The sequence below is a fragment of the Pseudomonas sp. RtIB026 genome, assembly GCF_016861355.2.
Lineage (GTDB): Bacteria > Pseudomonadota > Gammaproteobacteria > Pseudomonadales > Pseudomonadaceae > Aquipseudomonas > Aquipseudomonas peradeniyensis.
Genome location: NZ_AP023348.2, coordinates 177,603 through 199,900, shown reverse-complemented (window position 1 = coordinate 199,900; position 22,298 = coordinate 177,603). Strand labels below are relative to the sequence as shown.

The following is a 22,298-nucleotide window of genomic DNA, read 5'->3' as shown; positions in this document are numbered from 1 at the left end:
GCGGGCCGGGCTAGAGGTGGTGCACCACGGCCAGGTCCATGCGCCCGTAGTCGCCGGCCTCGCTGTGCTCGCTGCGCGGTGGCATGTGGTGGGTCTTCATCACCTGGTCGCCCTGCACGGTCTCCAGGTGGATATCGAAGCCCCACAGGCGATGCAGGTGCTTGAGCACCTCCTCGGTGGAGTCGCCCAGCGGTTTGCGGTTGTGCTGCTGGTGACGCAGGGTCAGCGAGCGGTCGCCGCGCCGGTCGATGCTCCAGATCTGCACGTTGGGTTCGCGGTTGCCCAGGTTGTACTGCGCGGCCAGCTGCTCGCGGATGGTGCGGTAGCCGTCCTCGTCATGGATCGCCGGCACCAGCAGGTCGTCACGCTGGTCGTCATCGAGGATGCTGAACAGTTTGAGGTCGCGCATCACCTTGGGTGACAGGTACTGCAGGATGAAGCTTTCATCCTTGAAGCTGCTCATGGCGAACTTGATCGTCGACAGCCAGTCGCTGCCGGCGATCTCCGGGAACCAGCGGCGATCCTCATCGGTGGGGTACTCGCACATGCGGCGGATGTCGGTGTACATGGCAAAGCCCAGGGCATAGGGGTTTATGCCGCTGTAGTAGGGGCTGTCGAAGCCAGGCTGGAACACCACGCTGGTGTGCGACTGCAGGAACTCCATCATGAAGCCTTCGGTGATCAGCCCCTCGTCGTACAGATCATTCATCAGGGTGTAGTGCCAGAAGGTCGCCCAGCCTTCGTTCATCACCTGAGTCTGGCGCTGTGGGTAGAAATACTGGGCGATCTTGCGCACGATGCGCACCACTTCGCGCTGCCAGGGCTCCAGCAGCGGGGCGTGCTTCTCGATGAAGTAGAGGATGTTCTCCTGGGGCTCGGCCGGGAAGCGCGCGTCGTCTCTCTCGCCGCCTTTTTCGGCGCCCTTGGGGATGGTGCGCCAGAGGTCGTTGATCTGCCGTTGCAGGTGCTCCTCGCGCTCCTTCTGCCGGCGCCGCTCTTCCTCGGCGGAAATGGGGTAGGGGCGCTTGTAGCGGTCCACGCCGTAGTTCATCAGGGCGTGGCAGGAGTCGATCAGGTCCTCGACGGCATCGATGCCGTGGCGCTCCTCGCATTGAGCGATGTACTGCTTGGCGAACACCAGGTAGTCGATGATCGAGCTGGCGTCGGTCCAAGTGCGGAACAGGTAGTTGCCTTTGAAGAAGCTGTTGTGGCCGTAGCAGGCGTGGGCGATCACCAGTGCCTGCATGCACATGGTGTTCTCTTCCATCAGGTAGGCGATACACGGATCGGAGTTGATCACGATCTCGTAGGCCAGGCCCATCTGGCCACGGCTGTAGGACTTCTCGGTGCTGAGAAACTGCTTGCCGTAGGACCAGTGGTGATAGCCCAGCGGCATGCCCACCGAGGCGTAGGCGTCCATCATCTGCTCGGCGGTGATCACTTCGATCTGGTTGGGGTAGGTGTCCAGGGCGTAGCGAGCGGCCAGGCGACTGATCTCGCGGTCGTAGGTCTGGATCAGCTCGAACGTCCATTCGGAGCCGGTGGAAATGGGCTGGCGTCTCTGCTCTCTGGCGGTCATGTGGCTAACCTGCGCTGGAAGAGTTCACGGAAGACCGGGTAGATGTCGCCGGCCGATACCAACTGCTGCTGGGCGAAGGTGTCGGGGAACGCCTCGCCGATGCGCTCGTACTCGTACCACAGCGCCTGGTGTTCGCGTGGGGTGATCTCGACGTAAGTGTAGTACTGCACGTGCTGCATGATCTGGTTGGCGAGGATGTCGCGGCAGATCGGCGAGTCGTCGTTCCAGTTGTCGCCGTCCGAGGCCTGGGCGGCGTAGATGTTCCAGTCGCTGGCCGGATAGCGCTCGGCCATGATCTCCTGCATCAGCTTGAGCGCGCTGGAGACGATGGTGCCGCCGGTCTCGCGGGAGTAGAAGAACTCTTCCTCGTCCACTTCACGGGCGCTGGTGTGGTGGCGGATGAACACCACCTCGATGCGGTCGTAGTTGCGCTTGAGGAACAGGTACAACAGGATGAAGAAGCGCTTGGCGATGTCCTTGGTGGCCTGGGTCATGGAGCCGGACACGTCCATCAGGCAGAACATCACCGCCTTGGAGCTGGGGTTGGGCTGCTTGACCAGCAGGTTGTACTTCAGGTCGAAGGTGTCGAGGAACGGCAGGCGGTTGATGCGCGCCTTGAGCCGCTCGATCTCGATCTCGGTGTCCTGGATGTCGGTGAAGTTGTCCGGTTCCTCGACCTTGAGCCGGTCCAGCTCCTTCTGCGCCTCGCGCAGCAGGGCGCGGCTGCTGCCGGTCAGGGCGATGCGCCGGGCGTGGGCCGAGCGCAGGGTGCGGACGATGTTGATGCGCGACGGGTTGCCCTCGTTGGCAATGCCCGCGCGTACGGTCTTGAAGGTGTCGGCACCGGTCAGGTGGCGCTTGACCAGGTTGGGCAGCTCCAGGTCCTCGAACATGAATTCGAGGAATTCTTCCTGGGTGATCTGGAACACGAAGTCGTCCATGCCCTCGCCGGAGTTGCCGGCCTTGCCGCGGCCACTGCCACCGCCGCCACCTTGTGGCCGGGCGATGTGTTCGCCGGCGGTGAATTCCTTGTTGCCGGGGTGGACGATGGTCTGCTTGCCGCCACGACCGTGGTGCAGCACCGGTTCGTCGATGTCACGACCCGGGATGCTGATCTGTTCGCCATGCTCCATGTCCATGATGGAGCGGCGGCTCACGGCCTCTTCGACGGCCTTCTTGATGTGTTCACGGTAACGCCGCAGGAAGCGCTGGCGATTGACCGTGCTCTTGTTCTTGCCGTTCAGGCGTCGGTCGATTACGTAGCTCATGGTCCCTCCGGTAGCTGGGAACAGCTGCATGCTTCAAGCTACGAGCTGCGCGTAAAAGCAGCCGCCGCCGTCCGGGCCGGCAAGGCCAGCCTCGGACGCACGGCGTGTAGCGTGTCGCCTTATTGCGATTTCCTGACCCGCAGGTACCATTCCGACAGCAGTCGAACCTGCTTGTCGGTGTAGCCACGCTCCACCATCCGGGTGACGAAGTCGTTGTGCTTCTGTTGATCCTCCTTGCTGGCCTTGGCGTTGAAGCTGATGACCGGCAGCAGGTCCTCGGTGTTGGAGAACATCTTCTTCTCGATCACCACCCGCAGCTTCTCATAGCTGAGCCAGCTGGGGTTCTTGCCGTTGTTGTTGGCCCGGGCGCGCAGCACGAAGTTGACGATCTCGTTGCGGAAATCCTTCGGATTGCTGATGCCGGCCGGCTTCTCGATCTTCTCCAGCTCCTCGTTGAGGGCGATGCGGTTGAGGATCTCGCCGGTTTCCGGGTCGCGGTATTCCTGGTCCTGGATCCAGAAGTCGGCGTACAGCACGTAACGGTCGAAGATGTTCTGGCCGTACTCGCTGTAGGACTCCAGGTAGGCGGTCTGGATTTCCTTGCCGATGAACTCGATGTAGCGCGGTGCCAGGTATTCCTTCAGGTAGCGCAGGTAGCGCTCGCGTACCTCGGCGGGGAACTGCTCCTGCTCGATCTGCTGCTCCAGCACATACAGCAGGTGCACTGGGTTGGCCGCCACCTCGTGAGGGTCGAAGTTGAACACCTTGGAAAGGATCTTGAAGGCGAAGCGGGTCGACAGGCCGTTCATGCCCTCGTCGACGCCCGCAGAGTCGCGGTACTCCTGGATCGACTTGGCTTTCGGGTCGGTGTCCTTGAGGTTCTCGCCGTCGTACACGCGCATCTTCGAGTAGATGTTGGAGTTCTCGGGCTCCTTCAGGCGTGAGAGCACGGTGAACTGGGCCAGCATCTTCAAGGTGTCCGGCGCGCAGTGCGCCTTGGCCAGGGAGCTGTTGATCAGCAGCTTGTCGTAGATCTTGATCTCGTCGCTGACGCGCAGGCAGTACGGCACCTTGACGATGTAGATCCGGTCGATGAACGCCTCGTTGTTCTTGTTGTTGCGGAAGGTGTGCCACTCCGATTCGTTGGAGTGGGCCAGCAGGATCCCGGAGTAGGGGATCGCGCCCAGCCCCTCGGTGCTGTTGTAGTTGCCTTCCTGGGTCGCGGTGAGCAACGGGTGCAGGACCTTGATCGGCGCCTTGAACATCTCGACGAATTCCATCAGGCCCTGGTTGGCCCGGCACAGGGCGCCCGAATAGCTGTAGGCGTCGGCGTCGTTCTGCGGGAATTCCTCGAGCTTGCGGATATCCACCTTGCCCACCAGGGCAGAGATGTCCTGGTTGTTCTCGTCGCCCGGCTCGGTCTTGGCGATGGCGATCTGGTTGAGAATGGATGGGTAGAGCTTGACCACCTTGAACTTGCTGATGTCGCCGCCGAACTCCTGCAGGCGCTTGGTGGCCCAGGGCGACATGATGGTGTTGAGGTAGCGGCGCGAGATGCCGTATTCCTCTTCGAGGATCTGGCCGTCCTCGGCGGCATTGAACAGGCCCAGGGGCGATTCGAATACCGGCGAGTCCTTGATGGCGTAGAACGGCACCTTTTCCATCAGCTGCTTGAGTTTCTCGGCCAGCGACGATTTACCGCCGCCCACCGGGCCCAGCAGGTAGAGGATCTGTTTCTTCTCTTCCAGGCCTTGGGCGGCATGGCGGAAGTAGGAGACGATCTGGTCGATGCACTCTTCCATGCCATGGAAGTCGGCAAAGGCCGGATAGCGGCGGATCACCTTGTTGGAGAAGATCCGCGACAGCCTGGAGTTGCTTGAGGTGTCGATCAGCTCTGGTTCGCCGATGGCCAGCAACAGCCGCTCGGCCGCCGAGGCATAGGCGCTGCGATCCTCTTTGCACAGCTCGAGGTACTCCTGCAGCGAAAGTTCTTCCTGGCGGGTGGACTCGAAACGTTGTTGGAAGTGGCTAAAAATGCTCATGACGTCACCTCGCTCGATACGTGGAGACGACGCCGGATCAGTCAGCTGATGCTGGCATGCAACCGGGCTCGCCGATTGCTGTATACCCCCCAGAACACCTTGGAACGCTACCGATGACCCGCACGCCGGTGTACCGGCTCTCCCCTTTTTTGGATGGCCTGGGCTTAAGGATAGTTGGTTATACGCAAGGTCAAGGGCGGGGAGCCGAGAAGAGGCCTGCGACCGTTCGTCAGGTCGGGCGCAAGCCCGCGCCAAGCGCGGGCTGGAGGAAAAATGAAAAAATTATTCGGCGCTGCCCTGGGCGGTTTCCGCCGGGTAGGTGTTGCGCCACAGCTCGAAGCCACCGTCGATGCTGTAGACGTTGGAGAAGCCCTGGCCGACCAGGTAGGCGGCAGCGCTCTGGCTGGAATTGCCGTGGTAGCAGACAACCAGTGTAGGCGCGTCCAGGTCGGCGTTGCGGATGAAATCGGCAACCGAGTGATTATCCAGATGAGTGGCGCCGGCGATGTGCCCGGCGGCATAGGCCTGCGGGTCGCGAATGTCGACCACGACCGCGCCTTGCGCACGCAGGGCGAGGGCTTGCTCTGGGGTAATGCGCTTGAATTCGCTCATGGGTGCGGTTCCTTCAGGGGTGTTCGTTGAGTGGAGCCGGCGGGCGCGGGGTGCCCTCGCGGGTGCAGTCGCAGCGGTGGAACTCACCACTGTCGACATTGTACAGGGTCATCGCGCCGCCCCAGACGCAGCCGGTGTCCAGGGCGATCACGCCGGGCACATCAACGCGGCCTTCGAGGGCGGCCCAGTGGCCGAAGATGATCTTCACATGACGCGAGCGACGGTCCGGGTGATCGAACCACGGCTTGTAGCCTTTGGGGGCGCTGTCGGCGCCTTCCTTGGTCTTGAGGTCGAGCTTGCCGGCGGCAGTGCAGAAGCGCATGCGGGTGAAGTAGTTGGTGATCACCCGCAGGCGCTCGATGCCGGCCAGGTCCTTGCTCCACTTGTTCGGCTCGTTGCCGTACATGCCGTCCAGGTACAGCTTCAGGCGACCGTCGTCGCGCAGCACTTCCTCGACCTCGGCCGCCAGCTCCAGCGCCTTGCCAAGGGTCCATTGCGGCGGGATGCCGGCATGGACCATGGCAATGCCGCGGGTTTCGTCGTAGTGCAGCAGCTTCTGCCGGCGCAGCCAGTCGAACAGCTGGTCGGCGTCCGGGGCCTCGATGATTTCGCGCAGGGTGTCGCTTTTCTTCAGGCGCTCGACATTGTGCCAGGCCGCCAGCAGGTGCAGGTCGTGATTGCCCAGCACGCAGACCAGCGCATGGCGGATCGAATAGAGGTAGCGCAGGGTCTCGAGGGACTCGGGGCCACGGTTGACCAGGTCACCCACCAGCCACAGCCGGTCGACCGCCGGGTTGAAGCGCACGCGTTCAAGCAGGCACTTGAGTGGTTGCAGGCAGCCTTGCAGGTCGCCGACCGCGTAGGTGGCCATCAGTGCAGGGCCCCGGGCACGGCCAGGCGGAACGGCGCGATCTCGGCGTCGAAGCGCTTGCCGTCCTCGGCGAACATCTGGTAGCTGCCCTGCATGGTGCCGACGCGGGTGCTGATGACCGCGCCACTGCTGTAGGTGTGGCTCTGGCCGGGCTCGATCAGCGGCTGTTGGCCGATCACGCCGGCGCCGCGCACTTCCTCGACCTCGCCGTCACCGTTGGTGATCAGCCAATGGCGGGACATCAGCTTGGCCGTGACCGTGCCGTTGTTCTGCACGGTGATGGTGTAGGCGAAGGCGAAACGGCTGCTTTCGGGGTCGGATTGGTCTTTGAGATAGCGGGTCACGACGCTGACGTCGATCTGATAGCGGGGGTCGGACATGCAAGGGCCTTGGGCGAACTGACGCAATAACGCAGTCTAGGCCATTGAGAGGGGGGAGGGCCAGCGGGGTGGGGCTTGAGATCGTTGTTATCAGTACCGGCCTCTTCGCGGGTAAACCCGCTCCCACAGGAATCGCACGCGGTCACTGTGGGAGCGGGTTTACCCGCGAAGAGGCCGGTACAGGCGATATCAGGCTTGCTGATCAGCCAACTGGTCAGCCAGGCGCACGAAGGCGGCCAGGTCCAGCTGCTCGGGGCGCAGGCTGCCGTCCACACCGGCGGCTTCGATGGCCGTGCTGTCGAGCAGACCTTTCAGGGTATTGCGCAGGGTCTTGCGGCGCTGGTTGAACGCCTCGCGTACCACCTGTTCCAGCAGTCGCGCATCCTTGGCCGGATGAGGCAGCACTGCGTGCGGCACCAGGCGGACGATGGCCGAGTCCACTTTCGGCGGCGGGTTGAAGGCGCCAGGGCCAACGTTGAACAGGTGCTCGACCCGGCAGTGGTACTGCACCATGATCGACAGTCGCCCCCAGTCACCGCCACCCGGGCCGGCAGCCATGCGCTCGACCACTTCCTTCTGCAGCATGAAGTGCATGTCGCGGATCAGCCCGGCGTGGCTGAGCAGATGGAAGATCAGCGGGGTGGAGATATTGTAGGGCAGGTTGCCGACCACCTTCAGGCTACGCTCTGGCACGCCCAACTGGTTGAAGTCGAACTTCAGGGCATCACCCTGGTGCAGGCGGAAGTTGTCGCGCCCGGCGAACTTGTGTTGCAGGATCGGCACCAGGTCCTTGTCCAGCTCCACCACGTCCAGCTGTGCGCCGCTGCCCAGCAGCCCCTCGGTCAGGGCGCCCTGGCCCGGGCCGATTTCAAGCAGGTGTTCGCCGGCCTTGGCGTTGATTGCCCGCAGGATGCGGTCGATGATTCCGGCGTCATGCAGGAAGTTCTGGCCGAAGCGCTTGCGCGCCCGGTGTTGGTAGTGCTCGGTCATGGTCGGTTCTCGGCCATCTGGTAGGCGGTTTCCAATGCGACGCGCAGGCTGCCGGTATCGATTCGACCGGTGCCGGCCAGGTCCAGGGCAGTGCCGTGGTCGACCGAGGTACGGATGATCGGCAGGCCCAGCGTCACGTTGACCGCGGCGCCGAAGCCCTTGTACTTGAGTACGGGCAGACCTTGGTCGTGGTACATCGCCAGCACCGCATCGCAGTGCTCCAGATATTTGGGGGTAAACAGGGTATCGGCCGGCAGCGGACCGCGCAGGTCCATGCCTTCGGCGCGCAGGCGCTGCAGCGCCGGCTCGATGATGTCAATTTCTTCGCGGCCCAGGTGGCCGCCTTCTCCGGCATGCGGGTTGAGCCCGCAGACCAGGATGCGTGGGTTGGCGATGCCGAACTTGTCGCGCATGTCCGCATGCAGGATGCGGGTGACGCGCTCCAGGCGTTCGCCGGTGATGGCGTCGGCAATATCGCGCAGGGGCAGGTGGGTGGTCACCAGGGCCACGCGTAATCCTCGGGTGGCCAGCATCATCACCACTTGCGCGGTATGGGTGAGGTCGGCGAGGAATTCGGTGTGACCGGAGAAGGCAATGCCACTCTCGTTGATCACACCCTTGTGCACGGGGGCGGTGATCATCCCGGCGAACTGCCCGTCGAGGCAGCCCTGGCCGGCCCGGGTCAGCGTCTCCAGCACGAACGCGGCGTTGGCTTTGTCCAGCTGTCCGGCCACCACCGGGTTGGCCAGTGGTGTGTCCCAGACGTACAGGCTGCCGGCGGGGGCTGGCAGGCTGGGGAAACTGTCGGGGGTGACGGGCAGCAGGCTGACGGCCAGCCCCAGCTGCGTGGCCCGCTCGGCGAGCAGGTCACGGCTGGTGATGGCGATCAGGGGGTGGGGCTGGGCCTCGGCGGCGAGCAGCAGGCACAGGTCGGGACCGATGCCGGCCGGCTCGCCGGGAGTGACGGCGAAGCGCAGGGGTTTCACTGGGCGACCTGGTCGGCGCCAGGCAGCTTGATTTCAACGTAGGCTTCGTCGCGGATCTGGCGCAGCCAGTTCTGCAGCTCTTCGTCGTACTTACGGTTGCGCAGGACGTTCATGGCCTGCTGCTCGCGAGCCTGTTCAGTGCTGTCGGTGGCGCGGCGGCCCAGCACTTCCAGCACATGCCAGCCGTACTGGGTCTTGAACGGCTTGGTCACCACGCCTTGCTCGGCGCTGGCCATCTGCTCGCGGAACTCGGGTACCAGGCTGTTCGGGTCGACCCAGTTGAGATCGCCGCCGTTGAGCGCCGAACCCGGGTCTTCCGAGAAGCTCTTCGCCAGCTCGGCGAAGTTTTCACCGTTCTGGATCCGGTCGTACAGGCGCTCGGCCAGTTGCTCGGTGGCGGCTTCACTGCGGATTTCGCTTGGTTTGATCAGGATGTGGCGTACATGCACTTCGTCGCGCAGGATGCTCTGGCTCCCGCCGCGCTTCTCTTCCAGCTTGAGGATGATGAAACCGTTGGGGATACGGATCGGCTGGGTGATGTCGCCGACCGCCATGCTGCTGAGCATCTTGGCGAAGTCTGGTGGCAGCTGGCCTGCCTGGCGCCAGCCCATTTCACCGCCTTCCAGGGCGTTTTCACTGCGCGAGCGAGCGATGGCCATCTGGCCAAAGTCCGCGCCTTGCTTGAGCTGCTGGTAGACATCGCCTACCTGGCGCGCGGCGGCCTGGATGGCCTCCGAGTTGGCGCCTTCCGGGGTCGGGATGAGGATGTTGGCCAGGCGATACTCTTCCGACATCTGCATCTTGCCCAGGTCCGAGTTGAGGAAGTTCTTCACTTCCTGCTCGGACACCTGAATGCGCTCGGCCACGCGGCGCTGACGCACGCGGCTGATGATCATCTCGCGCTTGATCTGCTCGCGGGCATCGTCGTACGACAGGCCGTCGTGGGCCAGGGCGGCGCGGAACTGCTCCAACGACATGCCATTGCGCTGGGCAATGGTGCCGACGGCCTGGTTCAGTTCTTCGTCGGTGATGCGGATACCCGAGCGCTCGCCGATCTGCAGTTGCAGGTTTTCGACGATCAGGCGTTCCAACACTTGCTGTTCCAGCGCGCTGGTTGGCGGCACACCGCCGCCACGCTTGGCGATGGTCTGCTGCACTTCGCGCACGCGCTGGTCCAGCTGGCTCTGCATGACCACGTCATTGTCGACGGTGGCCACGATGCGGTCGATGGGTTGCACCGCGGCATGCACCGCGCCACTCAGCATTGCGGCGCCCAGCATCAGCGGGCGCAGACGATCAATAAGCTTGCTCTTCACGTGTACGGTAACCTTGAATGCCTTGGTCCAGGAACGATTCGACCTTGTTGCCGACTACACCACCGAGCCCTTTGAGCACGATCTGCAGGAAGATCCCGTGGTCGCCCTTTTCGTTTTCAGGTATTGCCTGGCTGAAGTCGTCGTAGTCCATCCAGTAGCGATTGATCAGGCGCAGTTTCCAGCAGCAGTTGTCGTACTCGAAGCCGCCCATCGCTTCCAGCGTGCGGTTACGGTTGTAGTCATGCTGCCAGCGGGCAATGACGCTCCATTGCGGCACGATCGGCCAGATGACCGAGAAGTCGTGCTGCTGGATCTTGTAGTAGTCCTTGATGTAGCCCGGCGTGCCCGGCGTACCGTAGTCACCACCGCCGACCTTCCAGTTACCGGTCTGCGAGTCGTAGGTGATCAGGTCGTTGCGGTAGCGATAGCCGAGGTTGACGACCTTGTTCGGGTTGTCCTCGGGCTGGTAGTGGAACATCGCGCTGCCCGAACGAGGGCTGTGGGTGTCCGGATCCCAGTTGTAGTCCGAATTGAAGCGCCAGTCGCGGTTGAAAGCGTATTCGTATTCAAGCGCGTACGGCGAGACATCCGACTTGCTGTCCACTCGGGTGCGGTAGTCGATACCTGGCAGCTGGACCTTGCGATCCTTGAAGTAGAAAGCCTGGCCGATACTGAAGCGCTGGCGCTGGAAACCGTTGTCTTCGATCCAGCGGTTGGTCACGCCCAGCGACAGCTTGTTCTCGTCGCCGATGCGGTCGGTGCCGGTGAAGCGGTTGTCGCGGAACAGCGACGAGTAGTTGAAGGTGCTCTCGCCGGAGTCGAACAGCGGGATGTCGGTCTGGTCCTTGTACGGCACGTAGAGGTAGAACAGACGCGGTTCGAGGGTCTGGCGGTAGTTGGTCCCGAACAGCTGGGTATTGCGATCGAAGTACAGGCCGCTGTCGACACTGAAGACTGGAATATCGCGGTTCTGATTGCTCTTGAAGTCGCCATACACGTCAAGCAAGCCCGGGTTGGTGGCGAGGTCTTGCTTGCCCTTGTTGTCGAGGTCGAGGTCATAGTGCGTGTAGACGTACTTCAGCTTTGGCGTGACATAGCCGTAGCTGGCCTCGAGCGGCAGGCTGATCGAGGGAGCGAAGTTGAGGCGGGTGCCGTTGGAGCGGGCAATGCCGAAGAGGTTTTCATCCAGTCGGCGACCAGGGAGGCCGGCAGAGGCATCCGGATTACCATCTTTATCCAGGACGAAGTCATTCTTCAGATCGCGATCAAAGCGCACCGCCTCGGATTCGTAACCAAAGTCCAAACCGCCCGGATGGAATGGCAGCATGCCGCTGAGGGTCAGCTGAGGCAGGCGGTCATAAGGCGTGATCTGCGAAATGGTCGCCAGCTCATAGGCGTGCACGTTCAGGCCAGCGGTGTAGGAGTCGCCACGGTAGGTGAGCGTGCCACGCTGGTTGATGTAATCACGGCTCTGCACGCCGATCTGGTCGGTTTCCAGGTCCTGGAAGTAGAACGGGTCGCTGATGTCGGTGTAGTCGACCTCGGCCATCAGGCGCTGGTCCAGGCCGCCCTTGTGCTGCCAGTTGACCATCCAGCGATCTTTCTTGTAGTCCGTCTGCAGTTCGCGGTCGTTGTCCTTGTCGTTCAGGAAAGCGCCGCCGAACTGCCCTTCGCTGGACTTGGTCAGGTAGCGGAACTCGCCTTCCATCAGCATGCCGCGCTTGGCCATGTAGCGCGGGTACAACGTGGCGTCGTAGTTAGGCGCCAGGTTGAAGTAGTACGGCGTGACCAGCATGAAGCCGGTGTCGCTGCTGGAGCTGAACGACGGCGGCAGGAAGCCGGACTGGCGACGGTCGTCGATCGGGAAGTAGATGTACGGTGTGTAGAACACCGGGAAATCCTTGACCCGCAGCGTCACGTTGGTCGCGGTGCCGAAGCCGGTGGCCGGGTTCAGGGTGATGTTGTTGCCCTTGAGCTGCCACGCGTTGCTGCCCGGCTCACAGGTGGTATAGGTACCGTCCTTGAGGCGGATGATGGCGTTCTCGGCGCGCTTGGCGTACAGCGCGTTGCCGCGGATGTGCGACTTGTGCATCACGTATTCGGCGTTGTCGACCCGGGCTTCGCCGGTGTCGAGCTGGATCTGCGCCTCGTCGCCGACCACCAGCGAGCCGTTGTCGCGGATCTTGACGTTGCCCTTGAGCTCGCCGCGGTTCTCGGCCTGGTACAGGTTGGCCTCGTCCGCCTCGGCCTGCATGCTGCCCTGGCGCATGACCACGTCACCGGCGAGGGTGGCGATCTGCTGCTCCTGCTGGTACTTGGAGACCTTGGCGTTGATGTAGGTGGGCGACTCGTCCTTGGGCGTGGAGTCGTTCATGCCTGGGCGGGTCGGCTCGATGTAGGCGCCGCCGCAGTACGGGCCGGTCTCGGCCAGCTGCGCAGCGGTGAGCTTCTCGCGCGGGACCCAGTCCAGGTGGCTGTAGTCTTCGCTGCGCGATTTCAGGCCGCGGCCCTTGGCCTCGGTGACCAGCATCGGCTTCTCGGCCTCGGGTGCGGCGGCTTCGCCAGGCGCTTCGGCGCCCGAGCTGGCAGCGGCAGCACCCGGATGAACCGGGCGCGGAGGCAGGTTGGCGGAGGTCTTGGGCTTGCAGTCCCAGCCACCGGAAGCGGAAACTTGGCAGTCGAACTGCTCGGCCGCCACCACGTACGACGTGGCCAGGGGTTGCAGGGCCAGCAGACCGCCTGTCACCAGCAATGGAAACTTTCTACGAAACGCGGGGGATTTCAATGCCATCTTATTAGTCCGGGCTTCCTGCGTGCCATCTGCCCGCGTGTGGGGGCCGCACGCCTCTCGATGGTCTGAAAAAGATGCTGGATAATAAAGCATGACCCGCTTGACGGCTAGGGCCGTCGGAGAACCCTTGTAATGCCCGATCACGATGTACGCCTGCAACAACTGACCGCCTGGCTTGCCGGGCAACTGGAGAGCCTGTTCCTTAGCAACGCCTGGGGCGAAGTGCCCCCCGGCAGCCTGACCGCCGCCAGCAGCGATGCGAGTTTCCGCCGTTATTTCCGCTGGGAGGGCGCCGGCCACAGCTTCGTGATCATGGATGCGCCGCCGCCGCAGGAAAATTGCCGTCCGTTCGTCGATATCGATCACCTGCTGGCCACGGCGGGCGTGAACGTGCCGGTCATTCATGCCCAGGACCTGGAGCGTGGTTTCCTGTTGTTGGGCGATCTGGGCCGTCAGACATACCTGGACATCATTGGCCCGGACAACGCCGACGCGCTGTTCGCCGATGCCATCGATGCGCTGCTGGCATTCCAGCGCCTGCCGATGGACGCGCCGCTGCCCAGCTACGACGTTGCCCTGCTGCGCCGCGAGGTCGAGCTGTTCCCCGAGTGGTACGTGGGTCGCGAGCTTGGCCTGAACTTCACCGAAGCGCAGCAGGCCACCTGGCAACGGGTCAGCCAGGTGCTGATCGACAGCGCCCTGGCCCAGCCCAAGGTGCTGGTGCACCGCGACTACATGCCGCGCAACCTGATGCAGAGCACGCCCAACCCGGGCGTGCTGGACTTCCAGGATGCCGTCTACGGCCCGGTCACCTACGACATCACCTGCCTGTTCAAGGACGCCTTCCTCAGCTGGCCGCAGGCGCGCGTGGAAGGCTGGCTGCGTGGTTATTGGGAGAAGGCCCGCGCCACCGGCATCCCGGTGCAGCCTGAGTTCGAGGCGTTCCACCGTGCCAGCGACCTTATGGGGGTGCAGCGCCACCTCAAGGTCATCGGTATCTTTGCCCGCATCTGCCACCGTGACGGCAAGCCGCGCTATCTCGCCGACGTGCCGCGTTTCTTCGCCTATATAGATGAAGTGGTCGCTCGCCGTCCCGAACTGGCCGAGCTGGGGCAACTGATTGCCGAGCTCAAGGGCGAGGCGCGTTCATGAAGGCGATGATCCTGGCGGCAGGCAAGGGCGAGCGCATGCGCCCGCTGACCCTGCATACGCCCAAGCCACTGGTGCCCGCGGCCGGCAAGCCGCTGATCGAATACCACCTCGAGGCACTGGCCCGCGCCGGTATCCGTGAAGTGGTCATCAACCACGCCTGGCTCGGCCAGCAGATCGAGGACCACCTGGGCGACGGCAGCCGTTTCGGACTGAGCATCCGCTACTCCCCGGAGGGCGAGCCACTGGAAACCGGTGGCGGGATCTTCAAGGCGCTGCCGCTGCTTGGGGATGCGCCGTTCCTGCTGGTCAACGGTGATGTCTGGACCGACTACGACTTCACAGGCCTGAATGCTCCCCTGCAAGGGCTGGCGCACCTGGTGCTGGTGGACAATCCCGGCCATCACGGCCGTGGCGACTTCCGCCTGGCGGATGGCCAGGTGAGCGATGGTGACGAAGCGCCGGGAACGCTGACCTTCAGCGGCATCTCGGTGCTGAGTCCGGCCCTGTTCGAGGGTTGCCAAGCCGGCGCGTTCAAGTTGGCCCCGCTACTGCGCAAGGCCATGGTCGAGGGGCGGGTGAGCGGTGAGCACTATCGTGGCCACTGGATCGATGTCGGCACCCTCGAGCGCCTGGCCGATGTCGAGCGCCTGATCGGCGAGCGTGCCTGACATGTGGTGGCCGAGCACAGTGATTGGTGCCGGTGCCGGTTTCGCCGTGGCCAGCATCCCGGGGGCATTGCTGGGGGCGTTGCTGGGACAGGCCATGGATCGGCGCCTGCGACTGCAGGGTTGGGAGGATGTGCGCGAGCGCCTGGGTGGGCGCCCGGCGCTGCGTGACGAGGAACTGCTGTTTGTCCTGCTCGGACGCCTGGCCAAGAGCGACGGCCGGGTGCTCGAGGGGCATATCCAGCAGGCGCGTCAGGAGATGTCGCGGCTGGACCTGGCCGAGCCTGCGCGGATGCGGGCGATTGCCGCGTTCAACCGCGGCAAGTCGGGCAAGGGCCGGCTGGGTCACTACCTGCGCCGGATCAAGCTGCAGCCTCACGCTGCCGAGGGTACCCTGCGTGCCTGTTGGCGCATGGTCTGGGCCGACGGCAAGGCAGGGCGTCAGGAGCGCGACCTGCTGTTGGGCTGGGGGCAGCAGTTGGGGCTCAGTCGCAACCAGGTGCAGGCCATGTCGCTGGAGTATGAACCGCGCAAGTCGGCGGTCGAGGGCGGTGCGATGACCTATGCCGCAGCGTTGAGGCTGCTGGGGGTGGAACCGGATACCGAGGCGGACAAGGTCAAGCAGGCCTACCGGCGTTTGCTCAGCCGACATCACCCGGACAAGCTGGTGGGCAGTGGCGCCAGTGAGGCCAAGGTGCGCGAGGCGACCGAGCATACCCGCGAGTTGCATCAGGCCTATGCCATGATTCGCAAGCGGCGCGGGCTTTAGGTTTGCCATCGCAGGGCAAGCCCGCTCCCACGTTGTTGGAGTTGGCTTGTCCCTCGATACGCGTCACTCTTCCTTGGGCTTCAGCCAGCCGCGTACCCTGCGCAGCAATTGCTCCTGCTCGGCGGCCTTGTTGCCTGGAACGACCATCAGCGACAGCTGCCGGTACTGGCTGTTCTTCTCGCGCTTGCTGGCTTGCAGGCGTTGTTGGGCAGCCAGTCGATCCTGGCTGCGGGTTGTGTAGTACAGATCAGCCGTTGGTACTTTCAGGGTCGGCGTCAGGCTCAGCAGGTCGTGCTCCACCCGCGCCGGCGTCTGTGCGGCGACCATCACCAGTTTCTGCACCTGGGGCGGCTGCTTCTCGCTGAGGTAGCGCGCGGCCCAGTACGCGCCACTGCCGTTACCCAGCAGCACGATGCTGCGCGCTTTCTGCTGCTGGGCATAAGCCACGGCGGCATCGAGGCGGGCGAAGATACGTTCGGCATCCTCCTCACTGGTGTGCTGGTCGGCCTCGACCGCGTCGGTGCTGTCGGCCGCATCCGCCTCGGGCGCGGTGGCCTGGGCGACATTGGCATTGGCGTCTGCTGGCGTGTCCTTGGCTGGAGCCGACTCGCCTTCTTCCTTTTTCGGTTCGACCACCGGCTTGGCTTCGACCCGGGCCTGCGGGCGTTCTGCAAGCAGATCGGGCAGGCTCAGGCTCAGGGTGCTCCAGCCGACATCGGGGAAGCCACGGCGCAGCGGGCCGACGGTGGTTGGCCAGTCAGCACTTTCGCCGGCACCGGGAACAATGATCACCGCGCCTTGCGGATCGCTGTCGTTGGCCGGCTTCCACAGGGCCAGGAAGTTCTCGCCATTGGCCTGCAAGGTCTGTTGCTCGGCCTTGGGCACCTGGCGCTCAAGGGCCAGGGCGTCGTCCTGGCTGCGTTCAAGCAGCGCTGGTCGGGGAGCGGGGGCCGCAGTTTCGGCGGCATCCTGCGGTTTTTCGGCGTCGGCGGCCCGAGCGCCGAGCGGCAGGAGCGAAGCCAGGCAGAACATTGCCAGCGTCGTGCGATAAAGTGTGAACATCGATCAATCCAAGGCCAGAATCATACCGGCAGCCTAATGGTATTTGCCCGCGACGGCCACGCCAGGCGGCCGTCATTGCCAAGACGAGCGTAGAGATGAAGCGAGTGCGTTGCCTGTGGGTTATCGGCTGGTTGTGTCTACCCTTGATCGCCCTGGCAAAGCCGGAGGCGCCGCCACCCGTGGTGCTGGAACCGGCCCAGCAGCAGTGGCTGGACGAACACCGCGGCTTGCGCGTCGGCCTGGTACTGCAGGCGCCCTATGCTCAGTTCGACCGCCGACTGCAGCAATTCTACGGGGCCAACGTCGAACTGATCGACGCACTGTCCCGGGCACTGCGGCTGGACCTGACCTGGCGCGGCTTCCCGGATCAGGCGGCGCTGGAGCACGCGTTGCAGGCGGGAGAGATCGATTTCGCTCCAGGCCTGACGCAGACACCCACCAGCCTGCGGCTGTGGTTGTTCAGTGACCCTTACATGCGTGTGCCGCAGTTGGTGGTGGGGATGCGCAGCGGCGCGGTGGCCGTGGAGCTGGAGAAGCTGACCGCCAACGAACGGGTGGCGGTGCGCATGCCGGGCTCCCTGGCGGACTACCTGCGGAGCAACTACGGCAACCTCAACCTGCAGGGCGTGCCCAACGAGCGGGAGGCGCTGCAGCTGGTGTTGGGTGGGCAGGCCACCTTCGCCGTGCTGGACGAGGCGCAACTGAGTCGGTTTTCCCGCGAAGGCGAGTTCGCCGACCTGGCGGTAGTGGGTGACATCGGTTTGCCGCAGTTGCTGCGGGTCGGATCACGGCGCGATTGGCCCGTGCTCGCCGATATCCTCGAACGCGCCTTGCAGGCCCTGCCGGCCAAGACCCTGGAGCAGATGCACCAGCGCTGGTTGCAGCCCAAGTACCCACGCTTTTCCGAGTCCGCCGGCTTCTGGCAGAACCTCGCCTTGCTGTTCGGCCTGCTGCTGTTGTGTGCCCTGGCCACCCTGGTCTGGCAGCGACGCCAGCAGCGCGGCTTGGAACGAGGCTTGCTGGCGGCCCGCGAGAGCCTGGTGGAGCGCCAGGTGCGCGAGGAGGCCTTGCGCCTGAGTCAGTTCTCCATCGACCAGAGCACGGTGGGCATCCTCTGGGTCAACTGGGACAGCCATGTGCGCTACGCCAACCATGCCGCCGAACGCATGCTGGGTTTCGTCGAGGGGGCATTGCTGGAGCGGCCGCTGGTCGATATCGAACCGAATCTGACGATGGATCGCTGGCTGGAACTGTGGAAGCGCGCACGCACCGGGGATGGCGGCGAGCAGCAGTTTGAAAGCCAGTGCCGGCGCGCCGACGGCAGCCTGTTCCCGGTCGAGTTGTCGTTGTCGTTCCTGCGTTTTCGCGATGCGGAGTATCTGGTGGTGTTCCTCGCCGATGTCACCGAGCGCCAGCGCGATCTGGCCGCGTTGCGCGAAAGCGAGGCGCGGCTCAAGGGCATTGCCGGCAACGTGCCGGGGCTGGTGTTCCGCCTGGAGCGCGACCCGGCCGAGGGCGACCCGGAGTTCCCCTATATCAGCGAGGGCAGCGAGGCATTGGTCGGCTATACCCCGGCGGCGATCCAGCACCCGCAGATGGGGCTGCGCAACCTGGTCCACCCCCAGGACCGCGCCGACTATCACCGGGTCCAGGACCTGGCCCTGGCCAGCGACCAGGACTGGTCGTGGCAGGGCCGTATCCTCACCCGCCAGGGCGAACAGCGCTGGGCTGACATCAAGGCGACTACGCGGCGCCTGGCCGATGGGCGCATGGTGTGGGATGGTGTGGTCTGGGACATCACCCAGGGCAAGCAGGCCGAGCTGGCCCTGGCCGCCTCCCAGGAGCAGTTGCGTGAGTTGTCGGCGCACCTGGAGAGCGTGCGCGAGGAGGAAAAGGCCCGCATCGCCCGCGAGGTGCATGACGAACTGGGGCAGATGCTCACGGTGCTCAAGCTCGAGGTGTCGATGTGCGAGCTGGCCTATGCCGAGCTGGACGCCGGGCTGCATGAGCGCCTGGCCAGCATGAAGCGCCTGATCGCCCAACTGTTCCAGCTGGTGCGTGACGTGGCCAGCGCGTTGCGCCCGCCGATTCTGGATGCCGGGATCGCCTCGGCCATCGAGTGGCAGGCACGGCGTTTCGAGGCCCGCACGCAGATCCCCTGCCTGGTCGAGGTCCCGGAGCAACTGCCGCCCTTGAGCGATGCCAAGGCCATCGGCCTGTTCCGCATCCTCCAGGAGGCGCTGACCAACGTCATGCGCCATGCCCGGGCGCACACCGTACAGATCGCCCTGGTCGAGGAAGGCGGGCAGTTGCGCATGACGGTCATCGACGATGGCGTGGGGTTCGCCGTCGATGCGGCCCGGCCGACTTCGTTCGGCCTGGTGGGGGTGCGTGAGCGCGTGCTGATGCTGGGCGGCGACATGACCCTGGAGAGCGAGCCCGGCGAAGGCAGCAGCCTGAGCGTGGCGATTCCTTTGGCGTAGGAGAGAACGATCGTGATTCGAGTGCTGGTGGCGGAAGACCACACCATCGTCCGTGAGGGCATCAAGCAGTTGATTGGCCTGGCCAAGGACATGCAGGTCGCCGGCGAGGCGGGCAACGGCGAGCAGTTACTGGAGACCCTGCGCCATACCCCTTGTGAGGTGGTGCTGCTGGATATCTCCATGCCGGGGGTCAATGGCCTGGAGGCCATCCCGCGGATCCTGGCATTGAGCAACCCGCCGGCGATCCTGATGCTGTCGATGCATGATGAAGCGCAGATGGCTGCGCGGGCGCTGAAGGCCGGGGCGGCGGGCTACGCCACCAAGGACAGCGACCCGGCGCTGCTGCTCACCGCGATTCGCCGGGTTGCCGGCGGCGGGCGCTATATTGACCCGAGCCTGGCCGACCGCATGGTCTTCGAGGTGGGGTTGACCGAAACCCGGCCGTTGCACACGCTGCTGTCCGAGCGCGAGTTCTCGGTGTTCGAGCGCCTGGCCCAGGGCGCCAACGTCAATGACATCGCCCAGCAGTTGGCGCTGTCGAACAAGACCATCAGCACCCATAAGGCGCGCTTGATGCAGAAGCTCAAGGTCAACTCGCTGGCGGAGCTGGTGAAGTACGCGATGGAGCACAAGCTGGTCTGATTGCGACATGCCCGGTTCATGACGGGTACAGATTCCTGTGGGAGCGGGTTTACCCGCGAAGGGGCCAAACCTGCTGACCTTGGTGGTTTTGCTGGCCTCTTCGCGGGTGAACCCGCTCCCACAGGTTCAATGCCCGTCGCAAATTGCATTCCAATCCCGCCATCCATGTAGGGCAATCCCTACAGCAAGTCTTCCATCCGGATGATGGCAATCTCTCAGTCCCCCCGATTTTCGGGCGCTTGCGCCTCTTCTACGCTGTGCCCACGCAGTCATTCCAACAAGAAGGTGCAGGGCATGAGCGAGGCGAATTCGAACGAGACGCTGGTCAGCTTCCGAGGTGTGCAGAAGAGCTACGACGGCGAATCGCTGATCGTCAAGGACCTCAACCTGGACATCCGCAAGGGCGAGTTCCTGACCCTGCTCGGCCCGTCCGGCTCGGGCAAGACCACCAGCCTGATGATGCTGGCCGGCTTCGAGACCCCCACCGCCGGTGAAATCCAGCTGGCCGGACGCTCGATCAACAATGTGCCGCCGCACAAGCGTGACATCGGCATGGTGTTCCAGAACTACGCGCTGTTCCCGCATATGACCGTGGCCGAGAACCTGGCCTTCCCGCTGACCGTGCGCAACCTGAGCAAGACCGACATCAGCGAGCGGGTCAAGCGCGTGCTCGGCATGGTCCAGCTCGACGCCTTCGCCAAGCGCTACCCCGGACAGCTGTCCGGCGGTCAGCAGCAGCGCGTGGCCTTGGCCCGTGCCCTGGTGTTCGAGCCGCAGCTGGTGCTGATGGACGAACCGCTCGGCGCCCTGGACAAGCAACTGCGCGAACACATGCAGATGGAGATCAAGCATATCCACCAGCGCCTGGGCGTGACCGTGGTCTACGTGACCCACGACCAGGGCGAGGCGCTGACCATGTCCGACCGGGTGGCGGTGTTCCACCAGGGCGAGATCCAGCAGATCGCCGACCCGCGCACCCTCTACGAAGAGCCGCGCAACACCTTCGTCGCCAACTTCATCGGCGAGAACAACCGCCTCAACGGCACCCTGCTGGCCAGTGACGGCAAGCGCTGCCAGGTGCAACTGGCCCGTGGCGAGCGGGTCGAGGCGCTGGCGGTGAACGTCGGCCAGGCCGGCGAGCCGGTGACCCTGTCGATCCGCCCGGAGCGCGTGCGCCTGAACGGCCACAGCGAAAGCTGCGTGAACCGCTTCTCCGGCCGCGTGGCCGAGTTCATCTACCTGGGCGACCACGTGCGGGTGCGCCTGGAGGTGTGCGGCAAGGCCGATTTCTTCGTCAAGCAGCCGATCGCCGAGCTCGACCCGGCCCTGGCCGTGGGCGATGTGGTGCCGCTGGGCTGGGAGGTGGAACACGCCCGCGCGCTCGATCCGATTGCCGAAGCCCATTGATGGTTTGCTTCACCAACCCTGAACTGTGGAGAGAATAATAATGCGCAAGCAGTTGAAACTGACCGCCCTGGCCCTTGGCCTGTTCGCCGCCGGGCAGGCCCTGGCGGCCGACCTGACCGTGATCTCCTTTGGCGGCGCCAACAAGGCGGCCCAGACCAAGGCGTTCTACGAGCCATGGGAGAAGGCTGGCAAGGGCAAGATCGTCGCCGGTGAGTACAACGGCGAGATGGCCAAGGTGAAGGCCATGGTCGACACCAAGAGCGTGTCCTGGAACCTTGTGGAAGTCGAGTCGCCGGAGCTGGCCCGTGGATGCGACGAAGGCATGTTCGAGGAACTCGACCCGGCCCTGTTCGGTGATGAGGCTGACTACGTACCGGGCGCCATCCAGCCATGCGGCGTCGGTTTCTTCGTGTGGTCCACGGTGATGGCCTACAACGCCGACAAGCTCAAGACCGCCCCGACCAGCTGGGCCGACTTCTGGGACACCAAGAAATTCCCGGGCAAGCGCGGCCTGCGCAAGGGCGCCAAGTACACCCTCGAATTCGCCCTGATGGCCGACGGCGTCGCGCCAAAAGAAGTGTACAAGGTGCTCGGCACCAAGGAAGGCCAGGACCGCGCCTTCAAGAAACTCGATCAGCTCAAGCCAAGCATCCAGTGGTGGGAAGCTGGTGCCCAGCCACCGCAGTACCTGGCCTCGGGTGACGTGGTCATGAGCTCGGCCTACAACGGCCGGATCGCCGCGGTGCAGAAAGAAAGCAACCTGAAGGTGGTGTGGAACGGCGGCATCTACGACTTCGACGCCTGGGCCATCCCGAAAGGCGCCAAGGATGTGGAAGAAGCGAAGAAATTCATCGCCTACACCGTCCAGCCCGAACAGCAGAAGACCTACTCCGAGAACATCGCCTACGGCCCGGCCAATTCCAAGGCCGTCCCGCTGCTGGCCGATGCGGTGAAGAAGGACATGCCGACCACGCCTGAGAACATCGCCAACCAGGTGCAGATCGACGTGGCCTTCTGGGCCGACAACAGCGAACAGCTGGAGCAACGCTTCAACGCCTGGGCGGCGAAGTAGTAGGGACACAATCCCTGATGTCTGTAGGAGCGGCCTCGTGCCGCGAAAGGGCTGCAAAGCAGCCCCCAGCATCTTGTGCATCACGGCTGAGATCCAGGGGCCGCTTCGCGGCCCTTTCGCGGCACGAGGCCGCTCCTACAGTTAGCGCGTCAAGCCTGAGGTCACCGCTGTCATTGTAAAGCGGCCTCGATGTTTCCCTGATTTCCCGGAG

General features: G+C 64.1%; 18 protein-coding genes. 7 read left to right on the top strand and 11 right to left on the bottom strand.

Annotation, left to right across the window (positions count from 1 at the left end; all coding sequences use genetic code 11):
* Positions 1–10: 10 nt before the first annotated feature.
* The 10 genes from PRtIB026_RS00990 to PRtIB026_RS00945 form a co-directional block, all read right to left on the bottom strand.
* On the bottom strand, positions 11–1,579 hold the full coding sequence (locus tag PRtIB026_RS00990; protein WP_203649922.1) for a SpoVR family protein: 1,569 nt from the start codon (positions 1,577–1,579) through the stop codon (positions 11–13).
* Positions 1,576–2,847 carry a YeaH/YhbH family protein gene (locus tag PRtIB026_RS00985; protein ID WP_203649924.1) on the bottom strand — a complete coding sequence of 424 codons (1,272 nt, stop codon included), beginning with the start codon at positions 2,845–2,847 and terminating at the stop codon, positions 1,576–1,578. Before PRtIB026_RS00985 ends, PRtIB026_RS00990 begins: the two co-directional genes overlap by 4 nt.
* Before the next feature lie 119 nt (positions 2,848–2,966).
* Complete coding sequence (locus PRtIB026_RS00980) at positions 2,967–4,889, bottom strand: PrkA family serine protein kinase (RefSeq protein WP_203649925.1); 1,923 nt, start codon at positions 4,887–4,889, stop codon at positions 2,967–2,969.
* A 282-nt stretch (positions 4,890–5,171) separates the two neighbouring features.
* Entirely contained in the window at positions 5,172–5,501 is a 330-nt protein-coding gene (gene glpE, locus PRtIB026_RS00975) for a thiosulfate sulfurtransferase GlpE (RefSeq protein ID WP_050703512.1), read from the bottom strand.
* Between the two features lie 13 nt (positions 5,502–5,514).
* Complete coding sequence (locus tag PRtIB026_RS00970) at positions 5,515–6,372, bottom strand: symmetrical bis(5'-nucleosyl)-tetraphosphatase (RefSeq protein ID WP_203649926.1); 858 nt, start codon at positions 6,370–6,372, stop codon at positions 5,515–5,517.
* Entirely contained in the window at positions 6,372–6,752 is a 381-nt protein-coding gene (gene apaG / locus PRtIB026_RS00965) for a Co2+/Mg2+ efflux protein ApaG (protein ID WP_198742856.1), read from the bottom strand. The genes PRtIB026_RS00970 and apaG overlap by 1 nt, the downstream gene beginning before the upstream one ends.
* A gap of 189 nt (positions 6,753–6,941) precedes the next feature.
* On the bottom strand, positions 6,942–7,742 hold the full coding sequence (rsmA, locus tag PRtIB026_RS00960; protein ID WP_203649927.1) for a 16S rRNA (adenine(1518)-N(6)/adenine(1519)-N(6))-dimethyltransferase RsmA: 801 nt from the start codon (positions 7,740–7,742) through the stop codon (positions 6,942–6,944).
* Entirely contained in the window at positions 7,739–8,728 is a 990-nt protein-coding gene (gene pdxA, locus PRtIB026_RS00955) for a 4-hydroxythreonine-4-phosphate dehydrogenase PdxA (protein ID WP_203649928.1), read from the bottom strand. Before pdxA ends, rsmA begins: the two co-directional genes overlap by 4 nt.
* Positions 8,725–10,044 (bottom strand): peptidylprolyl isomerase, encoded by a 1,320-nt coding sequence (locus PRtIB026_RS00950; RefSeq protein WP_203649929.1) that lies wholly within the window; start codon positions 10,042–10,044, stop codon positions 8,725–8,727. Before PRtIB026_RS00950 ends, pdxA begins: the two co-directional genes overlap by 4 nt.
* Positions 10,025–12,835, bottom strand: coding sequence for an LPS-assembly protein LptD (locus PRtIB026_RS00945; protein WP_203649930.1), 2,811 nt, complete (start codon positions 12,833–12,835; stop codon positions 10,025–10,027). The genes PRtIB026_RS00950 and PRtIB026_RS00945 overlap by 20 nt, the downstream gene beginning before the upstream one ends.
* A gap of 132 nt (positions 12,836–12,967) precedes the next feature.
* Here PRtIB026_RS00945 and PRtIB026_RS00940 point away from each other — a divergent pair, with 132 nt between their 5' ends.
* From PRtIB026_RS00940 to PRtIB026_RS00930, 3 genes are read left to right on the top strand one after another with little or no spacing between them, the layout of a single operon-like run.
* Positions 12,968–13,987, top strand: a complete 1,020-nt coding sequence (locus PRtIB026_RS00940; protein WP_267813376.1) for an aminoglycoside phosphotransferase family protein — start codon at positions 12,968–12,970, stop codon at positions 13,985–13,987.
* On the top strand, positions 13,984–14,655 hold the full coding sequence (murU, locus tag PRtIB026_RS00935; protein ID WP_203649931.1) for an N-acetylmuramate alpha-1-phosphate uridylyltransferase MurU: 672 nt from the start codon (positions 13,984–13,986) through the stop codon (positions 14,653–14,655). Before PRtIB026_RS00940 ends, murU begins: the two co-directional genes overlap by 4 nt.
* A 1-nt stretch (position 14,656) precedes the next feature.
* Entirely contained in the window at positions 14,657–15,421 is a 765-nt protein-coding gene (locus PRtIB026_RS00930; RefSeq protein ID WP_203649933.1) for a TerB family tellurite resistance protein, read from the top strand.
* Between the two features lie 63 nt (positions 15,422–15,484).
* Here PRtIB026_RS00930 and PRtIB026_RS00925 read toward each other — a convergent pair whose 3' ends face one another.
* Positions 15,485–16,483, bottom strand: a complete 999-nt coding sequence (locus tag PRtIB026_RS00925; RefSeq protein ID WP_203649935.1) for an alpha/beta hydrolase family protein — start codon at positions 16,481–16,483, stop codon at positions 15,485–15,487.
* 95 nt (positions 16,484–16,578) lie between these two features.
* Between PRtIB026_RS00925 and PRtIB026_RS00920 the strand changes: the two genes are divergently transcribed.
* The 4 genes from PRtIB026_RS00920 to PRtIB026_RS00905 all read left to right on the top strand — a co-directional run bounded on the left by PRtIB026_RS00920 (position 16,579) and on the right by PRtIB026_RS00905 (position 22,087).
* Positions 16,579–18,966 carry a PAS domain-containing sensor histidine kinase gene (locus PRtIB026_RS00920; protein WP_203649937.1) on the top strand — a complete coding sequence of 796 codons (2,388 nt, stop codon included), beginning with the start codon at positions 16,579–16,581 and terminating at the stop codon, positions 18,964–18,966.
* Positions 18,967–18,975: 9 nt separating this feature from the next.
* Positions 18,976–19,608, top strand: coding sequence for a response regulator transcription factor (locus PRtIB026_RS00915; RefSeq protein WP_203652578.1), 633 nt, complete (start codon positions 18,976–18,978; stop codon positions 19,606–19,608).
* A gap of 294 nt (positions 19,609–19,902) precedes the next feature.
* A complete protein-coding gene (locus PRtIB026_RS00910; RefSeq protein ID WP_203649939.1) occupies positions 19,903–21,015 on the top strand; it encodes an ABC transporter ATP-binding protein in 1,113 nt (370 codons plus the stop codon).
* A 40-nt stretch (positions 21,016–21,055) separates the two neighbouring features.
* Positions 21,056–22,087, top strand: coding sequence for an ABC transporter substrate-binding protein (locus PRtIB026_RS00905; RefSeq protein WP_203649941.1), 1,032 nt, complete (start codon positions 21,056–21,058; stop codon positions 22,085–22,087).
* Positions 22,088–22,298 lie beyond the last annotated feature (211 nt).

Bases quoted from the DNA above. Each gene is read 5' to 3' on its own strand.
- PRtIB026_RS00985 (WP_203649924.1), bottom strand. From the start codon at position 2,847: ATGAGCTACGTAATCGACCGACGCCTGAACGGCAAGAACAAGAGCACG.
- PRtIB026_RS00930 (WP_203649933.1), top strand. From the start codon at position 14,657: ATGTGGTGGCCGAGCACAGTGATTGGTGCCGGTGCCGGTTTCGCCGTG.
- murU (WP_203649931.1), top strand. From the start codon at position 13,984: ATGAAGGCGATGATCCTGGCGGCAGGCAAGGGCGAGCGCATGCGCCCG.
- PRtIB026_RS00970 (WP_203649926.1), bottom strand. From the start codon at position 6,372: ATGGCCACCTACGCGGTCGGCGACCTGCAAGGCTGCCTGCAACCACTC.
- PRtIB026_RS00980 (WP_203649925.1), bottom strand. From the start codon at position 4,889: ATGAGCATTTTTAGCCACTTCCAACAACGTTTCGAGTCCACCCGCCAG.
- apaG (WP_198742856.1), bottom strand. From the start codon at position 6,752: ATGTCCGACCCCCGCTATCAGATCGACGTCAGCGTCGTGACCCGCTAT.
- PRtIB026_RS00920 (WP_203649937.1), top strand. From the start codon at position 16,579: ATGAAGCGAGTGCGTTGCCTGTGGGTTATCGGCTGGTTGTGTCTACCC.
- PRtIB026_RS00925 (WP_203649935.1), bottom strand. From the start codon at position 16,483: ATGTTCACACTTTATCGCACGACGCTGGCAATGTTCTGCCTGGCTTCG.
- glpE (WP_050703512.1), bottom strand. From the start codon at position 5,501: ATGAGCGAATTCAAGCGCATTACCCCAGAGCAAGCCCTCGCCCTGCGT.
- PRtIB026_RS00905 (WP_203649941.1), top strand. From the start codon at position 21,056: ATGCGCAAGCAGTTGAAACTGACCGCCCTGGCCCTTGGCCTGTTCGCC.
- PRtIB026_RS00945 (WP_203649930.1), bottom strand. From the start codon at position 12,835: ATGGCATTGAAATCCCCCGCGTTTCGTAGAAAGTTTCCATTGCTGGTG.
- PRtIB026_RS00910 (WP_203649939.1), top strand. From the start codon at position 19,903: ATGAGCGAGGCGAATTCGAACGAGACGCTGGTCAGCTTCCGAGGTGTG.
- PRtIB026_RS00940 (WP_267813376.1), top strand. From the start codon at position 12,968: ATGCCCGATCACGATGTACGCCTGCAACAACTGACCGCCTGGCTTGCC.
- rsmA (WP_203649927.1), bottom strand. From the start codon at position 7,742: ATGACCGAGCACTACCAACACCGGGCGCGCAAGCGCTTCGGCCAGAAC.
- PRtIB026_RS00990 (WP_203649922.1), bottom strand. From the start codon at position 1,579: ATGACCGCCAGAGAGCAGAGACGCCAGCCCATTTCCACCGGCTCCGAA.